Source organism: Streptomyces sp. NPDC048172 (assembly GCF_043202595.1).
In the GTDB taxonomy this organism is placed as follows: Bacteria; Actinomycetota; Actinomycetes; order Streptomycetales; family Streptomycetaceae; genus Streptomyces.
Genome location: NZ_JBIDAT010000001.1, coordinates 429421 through 447274 on the forward strand (window position 1 = coordinate 429421; position 17854 = coordinate 447274).

General features: G+C 71.7%; 17 protein-coding genes and 1 pseudogene. 14 read left to right on the forward strand and 4 right to left on the reverse strand.

Annotated elements, in window-relative coordinates; genetic code table 11:
- Positions 1–33: 33 nt before the first annotated feature.
- Positions 34–690 (forward strand): TetR/AcrR family transcriptional regulator C-terminal domain-containing protein, encoded by a 657-nt coding sequence (locus ACGF3A_RS02020; RefSeq protein ID WP_393724787.1) that lies wholly within the window; start codon positions 34–36, stop codon positions 688–690.
- On the opposite strand, the gene ACGF3A_RS02025 is transcribed toward ACGF3A_RS02020, so the two are convergent.
- From ACGF3A_RS02025 to ACGF3A_RS02035, 3 genes are all read right to left on the reverse strand, one after another.
- Positions 687–1241: a hypothetical protein gene (locus tag ACGF3A_RS02025; protein ID WP_393724789.1), complete on the reverse strand. Its 555-nt coding sequence runs from the start codon at positions 1239–1241 to the stop codon at positions 687–689. The two genes, ACGF3A_RS02020 and ACGF3A_RS02025, sit on opposite strands and share 4 nt — an antisense overlap.
- Before the next feature lie 575 nt (positions 1242–1816).
- On the reverse strand, positions 1817–3148 hold the full coding sequence (locus ACGF3A_RS02030; RefSeq protein ID WP_393724790.1) for a polysialyltransferase family glycosyltransferase: 1332 nt from the start codon (positions 3146–3148) through the stop codon (positions 1817–1819).
- Positions 3148–4146: a glycosyltransferase family 2 protein gene (locus tag ACGF3A_RS02035; RefSeq protein ID WP_393724792.1), complete on the reverse strand. Its 999-nt coding sequence runs from the start codon at positions 4144–4146 to the stop codon at positions 3148–3150. The genes ACGF3A_RS02030 and ACGF3A_RS02035 overlap by 1 nt, the downstream gene beginning before the upstream one ends.
- 316 nt (positions 4147–4462) lie before the next feature.
- Here ACGF3A_RS02035 and ACGF3A_RS02040 point away from each other — a divergent pair, with 316 nt between their 5' ends.
- The 11 genes and pseudogenes from ACGF3A_RS02040 to ACGF3A_RS02090 all read left to right on the forward strand — a co-directional run bounded on the left by ACGF3A_RS02040 (position 4463) and on the right by ACGF3A_RS02090 (position 14248).
- A complete protein-coding gene (locus ACGF3A_RS02040; RefSeq protein WP_393727096.1) occupies positions 4463–5851 on the forward strand; it encodes a DUF6716 putative glycosyltransferase in 1389 nt (462 codons plus the stop codon).
- 62 nt (positions 5852–5913) lie between these two features.
- Positions 5914–7206, forward strand: coding sequence for a cytidylyltransferase domain-containing protein (locus ACGF3A_RS02045; RefSeq protein WP_393724794.1), 1293 nt, complete (start codon positions 5914–5916; stop codon positions 7204–7206).
- 170 nt (positions 7207–7376) lie between these two features.
- Positions 7377–8318, forward strand: coding sequence for an N-acetylneuraminate synthase family protein (locus ACGF3A_RS02050; RefSeq protein WP_393724796.1), 942 nt, complete (start codon positions 7377–7379; stop codon positions 8316–8318).
- A gap of 101 nt (positions 8319–8419) precedes the next feature.
- The gene (locus ACGF3A_RS02055) at positions 8420–9556 is read left to right on the forward strand and encodes a hypothetical protein (RefSeq protein ID WP_393724798.1); all 1137 of its coding nucleotides are present in this window, start codon (positions 8420–8422) and stop codon (positions 9554–9556) included.
- A 37-nt stretch (positions 9557–9593) separates the two neighbouring features.
- Complete coding sequence (locus tag ACGF3A_RS02060) at positions 9594–10238, forward strand: HAD family hydrolase (RefSeq protein WP_393724800.1); 645 nt, start codon at positions 9594–9596, stop codon at positions 10236–10238.
- Positions 10239–10363: 125 nt separating this feature from the next.
- On the forward strand, positions 10364–11575 hold the full coding sequence (locus ACGF3A_RS02065) for a helix-turn-helix domain-containing protein (protein WP_393724802.1): 1212 nt from the start codon (positions 10364–10366) through the stop codon (positions 11573–11575).
- A 108-nt stretch (positions 11576–11683) separates the two neighbouring features.
- Positions 11684–11950 (forward strand): hypothetical protein, encoded by a 267-nt coding sequence (locus tag ACGF3A_RS02070; RefSeq protein WP_393724804.1) that lies wholly within the window; start codon positions 11684–11686, stop codon positions 11948–11950.
- 195 nt (positions 11951–12145) lie between these two features.
- Positions 12146–12445: a hypothetical protein gene (locus ACGF3A_RS02075; protein ID WP_393724806.1), complete on the forward strand. Its 300-nt coding sequence runs from the start codon at positions 12146–12148 to the stop codon at positions 12443–12445.
- Positions 12446–12504: 59 nt separating this feature from the next.
- Positions 12505–12690: pseudogene (locus tag ACGF3A_RS02080) on the forward strand (transcriptional regulator); the annotation flags it as partial.
- 230 nt (positions 12691–12920) lie between these two features.
- Entirely contained in the window at positions 12921–13064 is a 144-nt protein-coding gene (locus ACGF3A_RS02085) for a hypothetical protein (protein ID WP_393724808.1), read from the forward strand.
- Between the two features lie 53 nt (positions 13065–13117).
- Positions 13118–14248, forward strand: a complete 1131-nt coding sequence (locus ACGF3A_RS02090) for a methyltransferase domain-containing protein (protein ID WP_393727098.1) — start codon at positions 13118–13120, stop codon at positions 14246–14248.
- A gap of 108 nt (positions 14249–14356) precedes the next feature.
- Here ACGF3A_RS02090 and ACGF3A_RS02095 read toward each other — a convergent pair whose 3' ends face one another.
- A complete protein-coding gene (locus ACGF3A_RS02095) occupies positions 14357–14932 on the reverse strand; it encodes a flavoprotein (protein ID WP_393724810.1) in 576 nt (191 codons plus the stop codon).
- 190 nt (positions 14933–15122) lie between these two features.
- Here ACGF3A_RS02095 and ACGF3A_RS02100 point away from each other — a divergent pair, with 190 nt between their 5' ends.
- Together ACGF3A_RS02100 and ACGF3A_RS02105 are read left to right on the forward strand one after the other, a co-directional pair.
- Complete coding sequence (locus ACGF3A_RS02100) at positions 15123–16403, forward strand: amidohydrolase (protein WP_393724811.1); 1281 nt, start codon at positions 15123–15125, stop codon at positions 16401–16403.
- 315 nt (positions 16404–16718) lie between these two features.
- Entirely contained in the window at positions 16719–17753 is a 1035-nt protein-coding gene (locus ACGF3A_RS02105; protein ID WP_393724813.1) for a BMP family protein, read from the forward strand.
- Positions 17754–17854: the final 101 nt, after the last annotated feature.

Here is a 17854-nt window from a genome sequence, read left to right on the forward strand (position 1 = left end):
AGTCAAGGGGAGCGAGCGGGAAGGACGGAGCCCATGGCCGCGCGGCTGGACCGTGACCAGGTGGTGCGCACCGCCCTGAAGCTGCTGGACGAGGTCGGCCTCGAAGGGCTCACCCTGCGCCGTCTCGCCAAGGAGCTGGACGTCCAGGCGCCCGCGCTCTACTGGCACTTCGCGAACAAGCAGGCGCTGCTCGACGAGATGGCCACCGCCCTCCAGCGCGAGCTGGACGAGACCGGCGCGCACCCGGACCCCGCCGTGCCCTGGCAGGACTGGTTCGCGGAGATGTTCCGGCACCTGCGGCGCGGACTGCTGCGCCACCGCGACGGCGCCAAGGTCTTCGGCGGCACCCGCCTGACCGGCACCGGGCACGCCGCGCGCCAGGAGGAGCTGCTGAGGCACCTGACCGGCGCCGGATTCGCGCCCGGCGCCGCCGCCCGCGCGTTCTTCATCGCCTACACCTTCACCATGGGCTTCGTCATCGAGGAGCAGGCGGTCCACCCGATGCCGGGCGAGCGCGCCCCCGGGTACGACGTGGCGGAGCGCGCCGCCCGCCTGTCCGACCATCCGCTGGCGGCCCAGGTCAGCGGGGACCTCTTCGGCGACTTCGACACCCGGTTCGAGGAGGGCCTGGCCGCCGTCGTCGCGGGCGTCGAGGTCACGCTGCTGGGCGGCGGCGCCGCTCCCCGCTAGAACGGCATCTTGTGGTGGACCGTGAAGTCGCCCTTCTCGACGGTCTCGTAGGGCGCCGCGCTCAGGCACGGCTCGACCTCCATCGTCCGCAGGTCGCCGTCCCCGCCGCCCCAGCTGTACCCGACGCGGTCGTGCCGCCCGTTGTCATAGACGGTGAAGCCCACGCGCTTGCCCTTCGCGCCCTTCAGGTCGGTGCGGGTGATGACCCCCGTGGCCGTGGCGACCGGGCCGCCGGTCTCCAGGCAGTCGATACGGCCCTCGGCGAACGCGCCGTCCTTGCCGTCGGGCGTGTAGTGGCTGAAGCGGAAGGTGCCGCGCGAGGTGCCCTTGCCGTCGGGGAGCTCGTTCCAGCCGAAGCCGCGTGCGTCGAACGAGAAGCGCACGCGCTGGCCGTCCTCGCGGAACAGCTTCGCGGCGCCGACGAGTCTGGCCTCGTCCTTGCCGCCGCCTCCGTGGCCCTCCGAGGCGGAGGCGCTCGCGCCGCCCGCTGCGGCGGCGACGAGGACGAGGGCTCCGGCTACGAGTGCGGAGCGGCGGTGAACGGTACGCATGTGGACCTCCGGGAGACGCCGAACGTGACGTCTCAAGAGTCCCGCCGGGCCTTGCCCGCCACATCCGTCCATGGACGTCACCGCGTCAGCCCGGTGGCTGACAACGACCGCCCTGTGTATGCGACTTGGGGGCTACACGAACGCGCCCCGTCAGGGGCTCCGCCGCGTGGGCGCGACGGGTCACGACACCTCGGGGCTTGCCCGATTAGGGGCGCGGGGAACTGCGCGCCCAGCCACGACGCGGGCGCGGCCCGCGAAGCACAGCCCGGGGCACCCCGGGCGCGGCTCTTGCACGCGGGGCACCCGGCGTGGGGGCTGCGCTTGCCAGCCCTGCGCCTTCGCGCAGACCTCCCAAGCTTGGCGGAAGAGCAGGGGCTTGCCCCTTCTCCCTCAGGGGCGCGGGGAACTGCGCGACGAGCCACGACGCACTCGCAGTCCGCGAAGCACAGCCCGGGGCACCTCGGGCGCGGCTCTTGTACGCGGGGCACCCGGCGAAGTGGGCTGCGCTTGCCAACCCTGCGCCTTGCGCAGACTTCCCAAGCTTCGCAGGGGCGGAGGGAGAAGTGCGGGGGGCGTTAGCCCAGGGCTGCTCTTTTGAGGGCTCGGGCTCGGCGGGCTACTCGGCGGACCGCTCGGTTGCGGGGGACGAAGGCGAACTGGCGGGGGAGGGCGCCCGGAAGGGCGAGGGCGGTGAGGCGGCGACGCTTGAAGTAGGCGCGGGTCTCCTCGTTCAGGTGCGCGGTGAGGTAGGCCTCGACCTCGGGCCGCAGCTCCGGGTAGATCTGCGGCTGCATGCAGAAGCCGACCGCGCGCACCAGACCGTCCAGGTCGTCCGGCCGTTCGGCGGCGCCCTGCCGTTCGACGTCCGGGAGCAGCGCGTCGACGAGCGTGACGGGGACCCGGTTGCTGTTCTGGTACGGGGTCACCCGTTCCAGCAGCACCTCGGTGCCCGTACGGGCCGCCGGGAGGCCGTAGAACGCCGTGGCCGTCAGGAGTGCGGTGGAGAAGCAGCCGACGACGAGCGCGGGGCGCGCCCGTTCGTACAGGGCCTCGGCCAGCACCGGCGAGCTGAGCACCGTCAGCTCGACGCCGAGGTCGCTCGCCTCCTTCTCCAGCGCGCGCGAGAAGCGCGCGGGCGCGACCGGGTGCGGCTTGAAGATGACCTGGCGGTGGCCGCGTCCGGCGGCGCCGCGCAGCATCCGCACGTGGAGCTGCTCCTCCTCCTCGGGCGTGAGGATGTTCAGCGCCGACAGGTACTGGCCGAGCAGCAGCGCGGCGCCTTCGGGGGCCTCCGTCACGGACGGGGGCGCGTCCCGCGCGATCTGAGCCAGCACGGCGGTGAACGCGCGCGCGGGCACGATCTCCGAGGCCACGCCGAACTCCGAGAGCAGCAGCGGGGAGAGCCCCGGGACCAGCTCCAGGTAGAGCAGGCGGCGGACGCGCGTACCGATCAGGGGGTCGAGCTTGTTGCGGGTGGGGCCGTAGCTCATCAGGCCGTCCGCGTAGACGTCGATCGGCGCGTCGGGGAAGAGGCGGGCGAGGGCGAGGGCCGGGTCGACCTGGATCGACTCGACGACGAGTTCGACCTCGTCCTCAGGGCCGTCGCCCAGGTTCCACAGCATCCGCAGATACCGCTCCCACAGCGGCACGTCGTCCGAGCGGGGCGACCAGCCGCCGGGGTGGAACGGGCGGATCGCGTCGTTCCAGGACAGCACCCGGTCGAAACGGTCGCGCAGCCGCTCGAAACCGGGCATCTCGTCGAGCGGGGGCGCCGTCTCAGGGGACGGCGCGTTGTTGCTGACCAGCAGCACGCGGCTGTCGGCCGGGGCGAAGCAGTCCGCGTCGAGCGCGGCGGCCAGCGTCGCCGCCCCGTAGAGCGTGGAGGCGAAGAAGATCTGCGTACGCATCAGGCGGCCTCTCCGTCCACGGCCTCGGGGGTCGCCGCGCTGTCCGCGGGGCGGCGGCGCAGCCTGCGCAGCCGGGAGGCGCGTTCGGCGTCCATGGAGTCCAGCGCCTCCGACAGCACGTCGGACGGCAGGCGCTTGAGGGCTGCGGCGCTCAGCGTGCGCAGTTTGCGGGCCACTTGCGGTTCGAACCTTCCGCTCGTGAGGTGGTGGGAGATGATTGCGCAGTAGGTCCGTACGGCCTTCGGCAGCAGCGTCGCCGCGTCCGCGTCCCGCGAGGTCTCGTCGATCACCTGGTCGAAGGCGCGGATGAAGTCGAGCTGGCGCACGTCGCCGATCTGCGTCAGCGACGAGGCGACCCCGCGCCGGTAGAAGACGCCCAGCAGGCCGACGCCGGCGAACGAGCGGGCCTCGCGGTGCAGCCGCCAGATCCACGGCCGGTCCTCGGCGGTGCGCAGCCCGTGCCGGAAGTGCAGCACCCCGTCGTCCAGGAGCCTGCGGTGGTAGATCCCGGCCCACGCGTACGCGTAGTCGACCGAGGTCGTCCGCCCGGCCGGGAGGATCGCGTCCCTCGGGTCGAGCACCACCCCGCGCCGCCCGTGCGGGACGCGCGCCAGCGTACGGGCGCGCGCCGTGCACTGGACGTGGTCGGTGCGCACGAAGTCGCAGCCGAGGCGCTCGACGGTGGCGACGAGATCGTCGTAGTAACCGGGCGCCAGCCAGTCGTCACCGTCCAGGAAGGTGATGAACTCGCCGTTGGCGCGGTCCAGCCCGGTGTTGCGCGCGGTGGCCAGGCCGCCGTTGCGCGCGTGCCGGACATGGACGGCGTTCGGGAGTTCCGTGGCGGCACGCTCCAGGATCTCCGGGGTCTCATCGGTCGACGCGTCGTCGACCAGAATGAATTCGAAATCCGAGCGCGCATTCGCACGCAGACTCCGGAGTGTTTCCGGGGCATATGACTGCACGTTGTAGAACGGCACGATGACGGAGAGCTTGACCACGCAGGGGACCTTAGGTCGCCCGCCGAGCTCCGTCTTGACCTGCTGCGGACCCCTGGGTGAACGGCGCATGGCGGAACGGTGAACGCGGCTCGGGAACGGTCCGGTTGGCCATTCGTCGGTGTGCTGTTAACCGTCTGTTGCATTTGCGTTGGGCCTTTTTCCGGAATCCCTTTCTAGCGTCTGCGACGTGCCCTCACGTAACTCGCCCACCACTCCGGCGGCCGTACCGGATCATGAATCAGGGCAGGAGATCGTTCCTGGCAGTAATCCTGATCTTGAATTCGGCGACACGGCCGGCGGACCCGCGCGGATCGCCGTGCTCGCCGACTCGGACACCCGCTGGAAGTGGGGAGCGCTCACCGCGCGCCGCCTCGCGCCCGGCGCCCGTATCGACGGCCTGCTGCTGCGCGGACGCGCCACCCCGACGCCCCGGCAGCTCGCCGAGGTCGGCGTCACCGTGGACGCGCTGCGCGAGGTGACCGGTTCCGAGTTCGTACGGACGGCGGGCCGCGGCGACTACGACCTCGTGGTCCTCGCCTGCGTGGGCGGCGCCGTCCAGGCCATGCTGCACGGCCTCGCGCGTGCCGAACGCCGCCCGGTCGTCGTGACCGGATACGTCGGCGTCGTCTACGAGAAGCTCTCCGACGGCCTGCTCCTGCGGCACGGCGCCGACCTGGTGCTCGCCAACTCCCCGTACGACGCGGACCGTTTCCGCGCCGTCTACGAGGGCGTGGGCGCCGACAGCGGGGCGGTCGTGGAGAGCGTGCTGCCGTTCCTGGAGGGCACGCTTCCGGGTGAGCCCGTGTCCGGTGCCGTAGCGCCGGGCGAGGCCGCGGGCTCGGGTTCGGGTTCGGGTTCGGGTTCGGGCGAAGGCGCGGTGAGCGGGGTCGACGGGCCGTTCACCGTCGTCTTCGCCGTCCAGCCCTCGGTGCCCGCCTCCCGCGCGGACCGCGCGTACCTGCTGCGGCGCGCCCTCGGGCACGCCCGTAAGCACCCCGAGCGCGAGGTGCTCATCAAGCTGCGCAGCAAGCCCGGCGAGCACACCACGCACATCGAGGAAGAGCCGTACCAGAAGCTCGTACGCAAGCTGCCCGCCGCCGGTTCGGAGGGCGGGCTGCCGCCCAACTGCCGTCTCGTCTACGGCCACATGGGCACCATCCTCGACCAGGCCCGCGGCACGGGCGGGCTCCTGGTCACCGTCAGCTCGACGGCTGCGCTGGAGTCCCTGCACCGGGGCGTGCCCACCGCCGTGCTCACCGACCTCGGCGTCCGCGAGGCCCTGGGCAACCACTACTTCCTCGGCTCCGGCTGTCTGGCCTCCTGGGACCAGCTCGACGAGGGCGCCCTGCCCGAGGCCGACCCGGAGTGGGTGGAGCGCCAGGGAGCGGGCGGCGGCGGCCGCGGTTTCCGCGCGGCACGTGAGCGCGTCACCGCGCTGGTGGCGCGCGCCCGCGCGGAGGACGGCGGACTGCCGCCGCTCGCGCCGTACTACACGCTCCGTACGGCCCCCGGCTACCTGCCCGGCATCCTCCGCCGCTACGGGCTCGGCCCCGACGGCATTCCGCTGGCGGGGGGCGCGGACGGTGCGGCGGGGGCCGCGGGACCCGGCGTCGTACGGCGGGCGCTGCGCGAGGCCGCGCGCGGCGCGTACCGGCACGGGGTGCAGCGCGTCGCCCCGGTGATCCGGCGGGTGGGCGAGCTGTGAGTGCCGGGCGTGCCGTGAGTGCTGTGAGCGACCAGTCGGTGAATCAGTCAGGAGCAACCACCATGTCCCCCACTGCCCCCAGTTTCCCGGGTCCCCGCGTGAGTCCCCGCGTCCTCGCGGTGATCCCCGCGCGCGGCGGCTCCAAGGGCGTCGCCGCGAAGAACCTGGCCCCCGTCGGCGGTGTGCCCCTTGTGGCGCGTGCGGCGCGCGAGTGCCTGGCGGCGCGGCACATCACCGACGTCGTCGTCTCGACGGACGACCCCGCCATCGCGGCCGCCGCGACCGCGGCCGGTGCCGAGGTGGTGGAGCGCCCCGCGGAGATCGCGGGCGACCTCGCGAGCAGCGAGGCGGCCGTCCTGCACGCCATGGACGTCTACGAGGAGCGGCACCGCCAGCCCCTCCACACCGTGCTGCTCGTGCAGTGCACCAGCCCGTTCCTGCTCCGCGAGGACGTCGGCGGGGTCGCGGCGGCGGTCATTGAGGAGGGCGCGGACACCGCGCTGACGGTGGCGCCGTTCCACGGGTTCGTGTGGCGCGAGACGGCCGACGGCCTCGACGGCGGGGACGGTGCTGATGTTTCCGAGGAGGACGTCGCTGCCGGTGCGCGGGGCGTGAACCACCACCGTTCCGTACGGCCGCGGCGGCAGGACCGGCCCGAGGACCTGCTGGAGACGGGCGCCGCCTACGCGATGGACGCCATGGGCTTCCGCGAGGCGGGGCACCGGTTCTTCGGGCGTACGGCGCTCGTACGGACCGACCCGGCGCGGGTGCTGGAGGTCGACGATCCGCACGACCTGGCGCGTGCGCGGGCGCTCGCGCCGCTGCTGGACGCTCGTCCGCCGAGCGGGCGCGCCGGTGCGCTGCCCACGCGGGACGACATCGACGCGGTCGTCCTCGACTTCGACGGCACGCAGACCGACGACCGGGTCTGGGTCGACACGGAGGGACGGGAATCCGTCGCCGTGCACCGCGGGGACGGGCTCGGGATCGCCGCGCTGCGGCGGTCCGGGCTGGAGCTGTTGATCCTCTCGACGGAGCAGAACCCGGTGGTCGCGGCGCGCGCCCGGAAGCTCCGGATCCCGGTGCTGCACGGCATCGACCGCAAGGACCTCGCGCTGAAGCAGTGGTGCGAGGAGCACGGCATCGCCCCCGAACGCGTGCTCTACGCCGGGAACGACGTGAACGACCTGCCCTGCTTCGGCCTCGTCGGCTGGCCGGTGGCGGTGGGCGACGCGCACGACGTCGTCCGCGCCGGCGCCGCGGCCGTCACCTCGCGGAGCGGGGGCGACGGCGCGATCAGGGAGATCGCGGGGTGGCTGCTGGGGGAGGGGCTGGCGGGGGACGGACAGAGCTGACCCCGCACGTGGGCCCACCCACAAGGGGAACACCCGCCCGCCCCACCCGCGACGCCCACCCGGCCCGCCGCCCCCGAACCACTCCCCAACCTAGGCCGCCACCAGCCCCCGACCCCGCCCCGACCAACCCCATCCCCATCTGTCACCACCAAGGAAAGAAACCGCTGAAAATGACGAACACAAACCCTCGCCTCCGCACCCTCGGCTCCAAGACCGCGGGCCCGGGTCACCCCGTCTACGTCACCGGCGAGATCGGCATCAACCACAACGGCGACCTCGACAACGCCTTCGCCCTCATCGACGCCGCCGCCGAAGCGGGCTGCGACGCCGTCAAGTTCCAGAAGCGCACCCCCGAGATCTGCACCCCGCGCGACCAGTGGGACATCGAGCGCGACACCCCCTGGGGCCGGATGACGTACATCGACTACCGGCACCGCGTCGAGTTCAACGAGGACGACTACCGCGCCATCAGCGAGCACTGCGCCAAGCGCGGCATCGACTGGTTCGCCTCCCCCTGGGACGTCGAGTCCATCGCGTTCCTGGAGAAGTTCGACGTCCCGGCCCACAAGGTGGCCTCGGCCTCCCTCACCGACGACGAACTCCTGCGCGCCCTCCGTGGCACCGGCCGCACGGTGATCCTCTCCACCGGCATGTCCACCCCGAAGCAGATCCGGCACGCCGTCGAGGTCCTGGGCAGCGAGAACATCATTCTCTGCCACGCCACCTCCACCTACCCGGCGAAGGCGGAGGAGCTCAACCTCCGGATGATCCACACCCTCCACGAGGAGTTCCCGAACGTCCCGATCGGCTACAGCGGCCACGAGACCGGCCTCCAGACCACCCTGGCCGCCGTCGCCCTCGGCGCCGTCTTCGTCGAGCGCCACATCACCCTCGACCGTGCCATGTGGGGCTCGGACCAGGCCGCGTCCGTCGAACCGCAGGGCCTCCAGCGCCTCGTCCGCGACATCCGCACCATCGAGGAGTCCCTCGGCGACGGCGTGAAGAAGGTCTACGACAGCGAGCTGAAGCCCATGCAGAAGCTCCGCCGTGTCAAGGGTGTCGTCGCCGAGTCCGAGCAGGCGGAGGAGACCCGCCAGCCCGCCACGGTCTGACGCGGGGGGCCCGCAAGGGCCCAACCCAGCCCCCACACCCCTAACTCACCCTCACACCCCCACACACACCCTCACGAACCCTCACGAAGCGGAGTGAGCCCGTGTCCCTCCCCCGCAAACCCTCCGGAACGGGAGCGGCGGAGCCCCTTGAGCTGGACGGGGCCCTCGCCCTGGTCGAGAGCCCCGTCCAGCTCCTCAACGTCCTGGAGTGGGCCCATACGCACTACCCGCACGCCCCCTCCTCCCTGACCCTCGTCATCCTCCCGCCCCACGACCCCATGACGCGGGGTCAGCTGCGCCGCATGGTGGAGCTGGCCCGCGACGAGGGGATCACCGTGCGGTGGGAGGAGGCGCGGGGCGGAGCGCTGACCAGCTCCACCTCACTCCTCTCCCTCGCCCGTGAGATGCGCCGGGCCCGCACCCTGGTCATCGGTGACCCCTTCTCGCGCTACGTCCAGATGCTCCTCACCCTCACCTCGGCGCGCACCGCGCACCGCATCACCGTGGTGGACGACGGCACCGCGACCATGGAGTTCGTGAGCCAGCTGGCCCAGGGCGAACGCTTCGTCCGCTGGCACCGCAAGGGAGCAGGCGGCCTCGGCAACATCGCCCGCAGCATGCTCTTCGCCCCCTTCTCCCGCCGCGCCCGCCGCCGCCTGACGCCCCGCGAGGGCCAGACGGTCGAGGTGTTCAGCGCGATGCCGGTCGAACCCCCGCCGGGCGTCACGGTCACGACCAACGACTTCACCTGGACCCGTTCCCGCTTCGGCCCGCCCCGCCTCACCCGAGGCACCGACCTGGTCGGCACGTCCCTGGTCGAAACGGGGGTGGTCGACACCGACCGCTACCTCGAAGCGGTAGCGGGCCTCGCCCGCACCTACGGTGCCACCCGCTACTTCGCGCACCGCCGCGAGAGCAGCGAGAAGCTCCAGCAGGTCAGCGCCGCCACCGGCCTGGAGATCGTCCGCCCGGACCTCCCCCTCGAACTCGTCGCCCGCCGCGGCCCGGTGGGCCACACGATCCTGAGCTTCCCCTCCACGGTCGTCCACACCCTCCCCCTCGCCCTCGCGGGTACGAGCGTCACGGTGGCGGTCTGCGACGTCGACCCCACCTGGCTCACCCGCAGCGCCTCCCCCCGAGCCGAAGGCTTCCTCGCCGGAGTGACCGGCACAGCAAGAGGAGCCCGCAAACTGGCTCACGGCCCGGCAACTCCGGAAACCGGCGCGGCCAGCGTTTAGCCGAGGCCGTGCCGGGCCCGCCCGTAGGCTGACGCCGATGATTACCACCGTGGTCTTCGACATCGGCGAGACGCTGGTCCGCGACGACCGCTACTGGGCTTCGTGGGCCGACTGGCTCGATGTCCCGCGCCACACCCTCTCGGCCCTCGTCGGCGCGGTGGTCGCCCAGGGCCGCGACAACGCCGACGCGCTCCGGCTCCTCCGCCCCGGCATCGACATCGAAGCGGAACGCGAGGCCAAGGACGCCACCGCCGGTTACGAGGAACACCTCGACGAGACCGACCTGTACGCGGACGTACGCCCAGGCCTGGCCGAACTGACGGACGCGGGCTACGCGGTCCACATCGCAGGCAACCAGACCGCCCGCGCGGCAGCGCTCCTCCGCACCCTCGACCTCCCCGCCGTCACCGTCTCGACCTCGGGGGAGTGGGGAGCTGCCAAACCGGACGGAGCCTTCTTCCACAGGCTCCTCCAGGTCACGCAGTCACCACCACCCGCCACCCTCTACGTGGGCGACCACCCGGCGAACGACATCACCCCGGCCACCCGCGCGGGCCTCCGCACCTGCCTCATCCGACGCGGCCCCTGGGGCCACCTTTGGGCCGACTCGGCGGACGTCGCCCCGGACATGACCATCGGCGCTGTCCACGAACTGCCCGCACTCCTCGCGGGCACCACCTGACGAACGCGGGGTCCGATGCCCCCAACCCCCATACTCTGGAGTGTCGATGCACTGAGAGGGGCAGGGCCGTGTCGTTTCACGATGATCCCCCGGAGCCGTACGCCGCGTCATTGACGCTCGAGTCCTTGGCGTTCGGCCCCCGCATGCAGCTTCTCCGTGAACAGCGCGGGATGCCACGCACCGTGCTCGCCGGACTTCTCGGCATGTCGCCGAGCTGGGTCAAGCAGATCGAGAACGGGCGGCTCCAGACGCCGAAGCTGCCCATGATCCTGCGTATCGCGGAGGCCCTGCGCGTCCGTTCGCTCTCCGACCTCACGGGGGACCATGACTCGGGGCTGGAGCTGTTCATCGGTCCCGGCCACCGCCGACTCCCCGCCGTGAAGGACGCCATCAACGCCTTTCCCAGCGGTACGGACCGCGCGGCCCCGCCGCCCGCGCACCTCGCCGCCCGGGTGGCGCGGGCATGGGCGGCCCGTCATCAGGCTCCCAACCACCGCGAGGTCATCGGGCAGTTGCTGCCTGGCCTGATCGAGGACGCGCAGCTGGCCGCGCGCCAGGCCGATTCGGGGCCCGAACGCCGGTCCGCACAGGCCGTGCTGGCCGAGGTGTACGCGCTGTCGCAGTTCTTCCTGGCCTACCAGCCGGACAGCAGTCTGCTGTGGCGGGTGGCGGAGCGCGGCATGGTCGCGGCGCAGGAGTCGGAGGACCCGCACGCGATCGGCGTCGCCGCGTGGCTGATGGCGCAGGCGCACCGGGACAGCGGTCCCGCCCACTACGACGCGGCGGACGCGGTGAACCTGGCGACGCTGAGCTACCTCGAATCCTCCCTCCCCGAGGCGCCGGACGACGTACTGGCCATCGCCGGGGCGCTGGAGTTCGAGGCCGGATACACGGCGGCGCGGCGCGGCGACACCGGGATGGCATGGTCCTGGTGGGACAGGGCGGGGCGGAAGGCCGAACGGCTCCCCGCCGACTACTCCCACCCGGTGACCTCGTTCTCCCGGTCGATCATGGGCGCACACGCGGTCACGGTCGCCGTCGAACTCCACGCGGGAGGCGAGGGCGTCCGCCAGGCCGCCGCCACCGACGCGTCCGCCATCAAGTCCCGGCCGCGCCGGGCCCGGCACCGTATCGAGGAGGCACGCGCCTACCAGCTCGACGGTCGGCCGGAAGCCGCGCTCGCCACGCTGGACAAGGCGTTCGAGGCCGCGCCGGAGACGATCCGCTACAACGGATACGCCCGCCGGATCGTGCTGGAGGAGGCGGAGGCGAAGAGCCCACGCCGGCGGCACCGCGCCTCGAAACTGGCCGTCAGACTCGGCTTCCTGGCCGCCTGACCCCGGACATCGGGGGCACGACGAGGGGGCACAATCTGTGCCCCCTCCGGCCCGCGCCCACTTCTACCTTCGGTGAGCATCCGATCACCAACGGTACGAGAGGTCGCCATGGCCATCACTTCCCAGAGCGCCGAACGGATCACGGCACCCGCACGCGGCACGTACGTCGCGGACACGAGCCCCGAGTCGATGAGCCCGCCGTCGGACCCCTGGATCGTGCGCATCCAAACAGCGCTCCGCGACGGAATGGTCCGCGTGGTCACCCCGCATGGCACCGAATGGACGGTCCACGCCGACAAGCTCCGTGCCGCCACCCCCGTCGAGCGGCGCTGGTTCGACAGCCTCGTGCCCCGCACCCGCCGCCGTGTCTCATGACCCGGCCGTGGACGCGGTGGCCCGAGCGGTCCTCGCCGGTCTCGTCGCGTGCCCCCGCTGCCGGACGATGCCCCTGATCAACGTCCGCTCCGAACCAGCACCCCGCAAGGGCCCGCCATGGATCGTCGTACGGGGTACGTGCGTCTGCACGCCGGTCCGCCTCCGAACAGCACCCACCCACGAGGAGCCGTCCCGATGACACAGGCCGAGGGGACGGACACGGAACACGACATCGCGACAGCCCTCAAGGAACTGGGCCTCCGGACCGTCGCCCGGTTCTGCGCCCGGTGCGAGCGGTACGCCCCGTACGGCCTGGTCGCACGGCTCGTCCCCGCCGCCTCGGGCCCCGGCTTCGAGGTCGTGGCCTGCCTGCCGTGCGCCCGCCTCCTCGCCACCCACCCCGACGCCCCCGACTGGCTGTTCGAAGACCTGGCCCGGCTGTACACCGCCCCGGCCTGGCTCCCGTCCGCCCTCACTCCGGCGGCGGAGAGGTAGGTGTCTCTCCCTCCCGGACGGCCTCCCGCGCAGCCCTCAGCGTCAGCCCCCACGGGTACCACGGGAGGGCGCTGCAACTGGCAGCGCTCACGGAACTGCCCCCATCCATGCCCAAGCTCGCCCGCAACCGGTACAAGCTCGACGTTGCCCTCGCGCAGTGCTCGGCCGGTCTGTACGACAAGCCCGGTGACACGCTGGTCGAGGTCGGTCTCGACGCGCCGGAGTGGGTGAAGCATCAGCGAATTGATCGGCGTTCCCTTGGCCGCATGACGCCTACGGAGCGTAGGAGTTGACCCGGAACAAGTTCCGTCGGTCCTACGCTGCATCTCTTCACTATGCGTAATCGGCGCGACACGATTCACGCATGGACTCCGGCAGGGCCCGGGCGAGGCGGATTTCGGAAGCACCGCACAAGCACAAGCACAAGCACAAGCACAAGCACAAGCACAGGCACCACCCGATCAGGAGGTACACAGTGGATGCATTTCTGGGGATGGTGCGGGCGGATGGTGGAAATCCGCAGGATGACAGCGACGAGGGCAACAAGCACGGGGGCGGGGGCTCCGACGAGGGCGGCAACACCTCGGACGGCCAGGGCCCGGCGGACGGCAGCGAGTGACTGAGTGGGACGCGCAGAGCACGAAGGGGGCCGGCCCGGGGGAGCTGGCCTCCGTGCTGCGGGAGAAGGGCGCACTCACTTCGGACTGGATGTCCGCGTACCGGGCTGTGCCGCGTGACGCCTTCGTGCCCGATCGGCTGTGGCCGGGCACGGCGGGCGGCAACCGCCAGGGTGAGGTGATCGACCGGAACACGGACCCGGCTCGCTGGTGGGGGAAGGTCTACAGCGACGTTCCCCTCACGACGCAATGGGACGACGGCGCGCACACGGGCACGGACAAGGGCCGGTCCCCGACCTCCTCCAACTCCATGCCCAAGATGGTGTTCTCGATGCTCGACACGCTGTGTGTGGAGCGGGGAAACCGGGTGTTGGAGGTCGGGACCGGCACGGGTTGGAATGCTGCGCTGCTCGCGTACCGGCTCGGCCCGGACAACGTCGTGACGGTCGAGGTCGACCCGGCTGTCGCCGAGGAGGCGCGGCGCCGCCTCGCCGCGGTCGGCCTCACACCGGTGACCGTCGTCGGCGACGGCGCCCAGGGTCACGTGAAGGGGGCCCCGTACGACCGGATCATTGCCACGTGCGGGATCTCTCGCGTGCCGTACGCGTGGGTCGAGCAGGCCGTTGAAGGGGCCGTGATCGTTGCCCCGTGGGGCCCGCCCTACGGCGGGCAGGCGGTCGCGCGGCTCACGGTCGGTGAGGGTGGCGTCGCCATGGGCCCGTTCGTGATGTCCTCGGCGTTCATGCGCCTGCGCGACCAGCGCGACACGTTCCCGCCGACGGACGCGTTTCCGGGAGCGGCGAACCGGCCGAGCACGGCGGCGCAGCGCACCACGCCCCTCTCGCCGGACGGCATGGGCGACTGGCACCACATGTTCACGCTCGGCGTGCAGGTGCCGGACATGTTCTGCCGCGTCGAGCGGGGCGAGGACGGCGCCTATCGGCTGTGGCTGTTCGACATGGGGTGCACGTCCTGGGCCACGGGCGACTACGAACCGGGACGTACCGAGTTCGAGGTCGCCGAGTACGGGCCGCGCCACCTGTGGAGCGAAGCCGAGGCCGTCATGTCCTGGTGGCGCGAACAGGGTGAGCCGCGGTTCGAGCGGTACGGGCTGACGGTCACCCCGAGCGGTCAAACGGTGTGGCTCGACAGCCCGGACAACCCGGTGCCCGTACGGGTGTCGTAAGGCTCCGCCCCCGTGCCCCCGTCCTCGCCACCCACCCCGAAGCCCCCGACTGGCTGTTCGAAGACCTGGCCCGGCTCGACACCGCCCCGGCCTGGCTCACATCCGCCCTCACTCCGCCCTCGGAGAAGTAGACGTCCCTCCATCCCGTACGGCGTCCCGCGCGGCGCTCAGCGCCAGCCCCCACGGGTAGTCCCCCCGGTCGGACTCGCCCGGCGGTCGCGGGACGAAGCCGCCCTCCCCGTACAGCATCCGGACCCCGGCGTCCCGCAGGACCGACACGCTGTGCCCGAACTGGGGATGCGTGGCGTACGCGGCGTTCACGCACGGCATCATCAGCATCGGCCAGCGCTTGCCGATGCCCTCCGCGACGTACGCGGCGACGAAGTGCGGGGTGAGGCCGAGGGCGAAGGTGTTCACGGAGTTGAGGGTGGCCGGGGCGATCAGGGTGGCGTCGGCGTCGGGCCAGGGCCACTCCTCGTACGGGCGGCGCGGGGCGCTGCGCACCGGCCGGCCCGTACGGGCCTCCAGCGCGGCGAGGGTCCCGGGCCCGAGCCAGTCGGCGGCGGTGGGGGTGAGGCCGACGCACACCGTCCAGCCGTCCGACAGGGCCAGGTCGACGGCGGAGGGGAGGTCGAGGACCGGCGGGGCGGCGCAGCCGAACAGGTACAGCACACGGGACGACATGCGCGTATCCCACCACAGGGCCGACTTCGGAGCGTCCCTCCTACGCCAGGGGCTGGCGCGGCGAGCGCAAAGTTATACCCATCCCCATACGGACATAACCGCCGCACAGCCTAGTTTTTCTTCCCCTGTGCGGCTGAACTTTGGTGGATCTCTAGTCAGTTGGTGAGGTGAACGGCCTACTCTTCCGTTCATGAACGAACTCCTGTCCCCTGCACCGGAGGTGGACACAAGCCCGGCCGGAGCCAGCGGCGTCCGCACCGAACTGCCCGGCAGAACCACCGAAGCCCTCCTGAGCGAGCTGATCACCTTCCGTCGTGATCTGCACATGCATCCCGAGCTGGGGAATCAGGAGTTCCGTACGACCGCGGCCCTCAAGTCACGGCTGGAGCTGGCAGGCCTCCGTCCTCGGGTGCTCGCGATGGGCACGGGCCTGATCTGCGACATCCACCCGGGCCTCGCCGAAGGCGCGCCCCACGGAGCGTCGCGCGACGCGCGGCCCATGCTCGCGCTCCGCGCCGACATCGACGCGCTGCCGATCCCCGACACCAAGGACGTGGCGTACCGGTCGACCGTCCCGGACCGGGCCCACGCCTGCGGGCACGACGTGCACACCACCGCCGTCCTCGGTACCGGGCTCGTCCTCGCCGAGCTGGCCCGCGCGGGCCGGCTGCCGTGCTCGGTGCGGCTGCTGTTCCAGCCCGCCGAGGAGGTCCTGCCCGGCGGCGCGGCCGACGCGGTCGAGTGCGGCGTGCTCGACGGGGTGGGCCGGATCATCGCGCTGCACTGCGACCCGCGCGTGGACGCGGGCCGGATCGGGCTGCGGCCCGGTCCCATCACCTCGGCCTGCGACCGGCTGGAGATCACCCTCAGCGGCGCGGGCGGCCACACCGCGCGCCCCCACCTCACCACCGATCTGGTGACGGCGGCGGCGAAGGTCGTGACCGAGGTGCCCGCGCTGCTCTCCCGCCGGGTCGACGCGCGCGCCGGGCTCGCCCTCACCTGGGGCCGTATCGAGGCGGGCCACGCCTGCAACGTGATCCCGCAGCGTGCCGAGCTCTCCGGCACCCTGCGCTGCCTGGACCTGGCGACGTGGCGGGAGGCGCCCGACCTGGTGCACGCTGCGGTGGACGAGGTGGCGACGCTGCACCGCGCCAAGTGCGAGCTGAACTACGTGCGCGGGGTCCCGCCGGTCGTGAACGAGCCGGGGGTCACGGCGCTGCTGCGCGAGGCCATGACCGCGCGGTTCGGCGCCGACTCCGTGGAGTCGACGGAACAGAGCCTCGGCGGCGAGGACTTCTCCTGGTACCTGGAGCGGGTGCCGGGCGCGATGGCCCGGCTGGGCGTGCGTCCGCCGGGGGACCGCCGGGCGCGCGATCTGCACCAGGGCGACTTCGACGCGGACGAGGCCGCCATCCCCACCGCGGTGGACCTCCTCACGGCCGCCGTGCTCCTCGACGAGACGACACGCTGACGTACGTCGCTGACATACGTCGCCGACATACGTACCGTTCCCGACCTCCGGCCCCGCCAGGCGGCCCCGCCAGGCGGCCCCGTCCGGGGCTGGAGGGAAGAAGGGGGATTCGCCGGGGATTCGACCCCTGCACGGCGGTACGGACGGGTTGGTGGGGGCGGCGGAACCGGCCCCTACGCTGCGATCCGATAACGGCCCGCGCACTGTCTTCTGCGGGAATTCTACGCGCGTTAATGTGTGCCGAAAGCAGCGCCGGAAGAGGCGCTCGCGCGCTTCCGCGCTTCTGCGCTTCCGAGAGTCGAAGGGGACGTCCTCTTGCGTCGGGTAACAAGGCTTGCCGCCGCGGCCACCGCCACCGCGGTCCTCGCACTGACCGCCACCGCGTGCGGTGAGAGCTCTACGGAGTCTGGCGGTAAGAAGAAGAACAAGGGCGTCGGGCTCGCCTTCGACGTCGGCGGTCGCGACGACCACTCCTTCAACGAGGCCGCCGCGCGCGGTACAGACAAGGCGGAGAAGGAACTCGGCGTCAAGACCAAGGAGATGACGGCCGGGAACAACGAGACCGAGGCCACCCGCGAGCAGCGGCTGACCTCCCTCGCCGAGGCGGGCTACAACCCGGTCATCGGCGTCGGTTTCAACTACGGCAAGTCCATCAACAAGGTCGCCAAGGACTTCCCCGACACCACCTTCGGCGTCGTCGACTCCGGCTCCCAGCGCAAGAACGTCGTCGGGATGACCTTCGCCGAGCACGAGGCCTCGTACCTGGTGGGCGTGGCCGCGGCCAAGAAGACCAAGAAGAAGAAGGTCTCCTTCATCGGCGGCGTGGACAACGCGCTGATCCAGAAGTTCGAGGCCGGTTACGTCAAGGGCGTCGAGGACACCGACCCGAAGATCAAGGTCGAGACCGACTATCTCTACAAGGAGTCCGACAAGGGCTTCAACGACCCGGCGCGCGCCAAGGACATGGCCAAGGGCATGCTCTCGCGCGGCAACGACGTGATCTACAGCGCCGCGGGCCAGTCCGGCGCGGGCTCGATCGAAGAGGTCAGCAAGGTCAAGGGTGCCTGGGCGATCGGCGTCGACTCCGACCAGTACCGCCAGAAGGGCCTGGAGAAGTACAAGAAGGCCGTGCTGACCTCGGCGGTCAAGAACGTCGACGTCGCCGTGTTCGAGCTGGTCAAGTCCGTGAAGAACGGCAAGCCGCTCTCCGGCAACCAGACCTTCGACCTGAAGCAGGACGGCGTCTCCGTCGCGACCTCCGGCGGGTTCATCGACGACATCAAGGGCGACATCGACAAGGCGTCGAAGGAGATCGTCGACGGCAAGATCAAGGTCCCCTCGAAGCCGTGACCCCATAGGCCCCCTCTTCCCGCCGCGACGGCGTTCCGTCGCGGCGGGATGAGTATGGGAGGAGTACGTCATCACACCCTCAACGAAGAAGAGCAGCGACC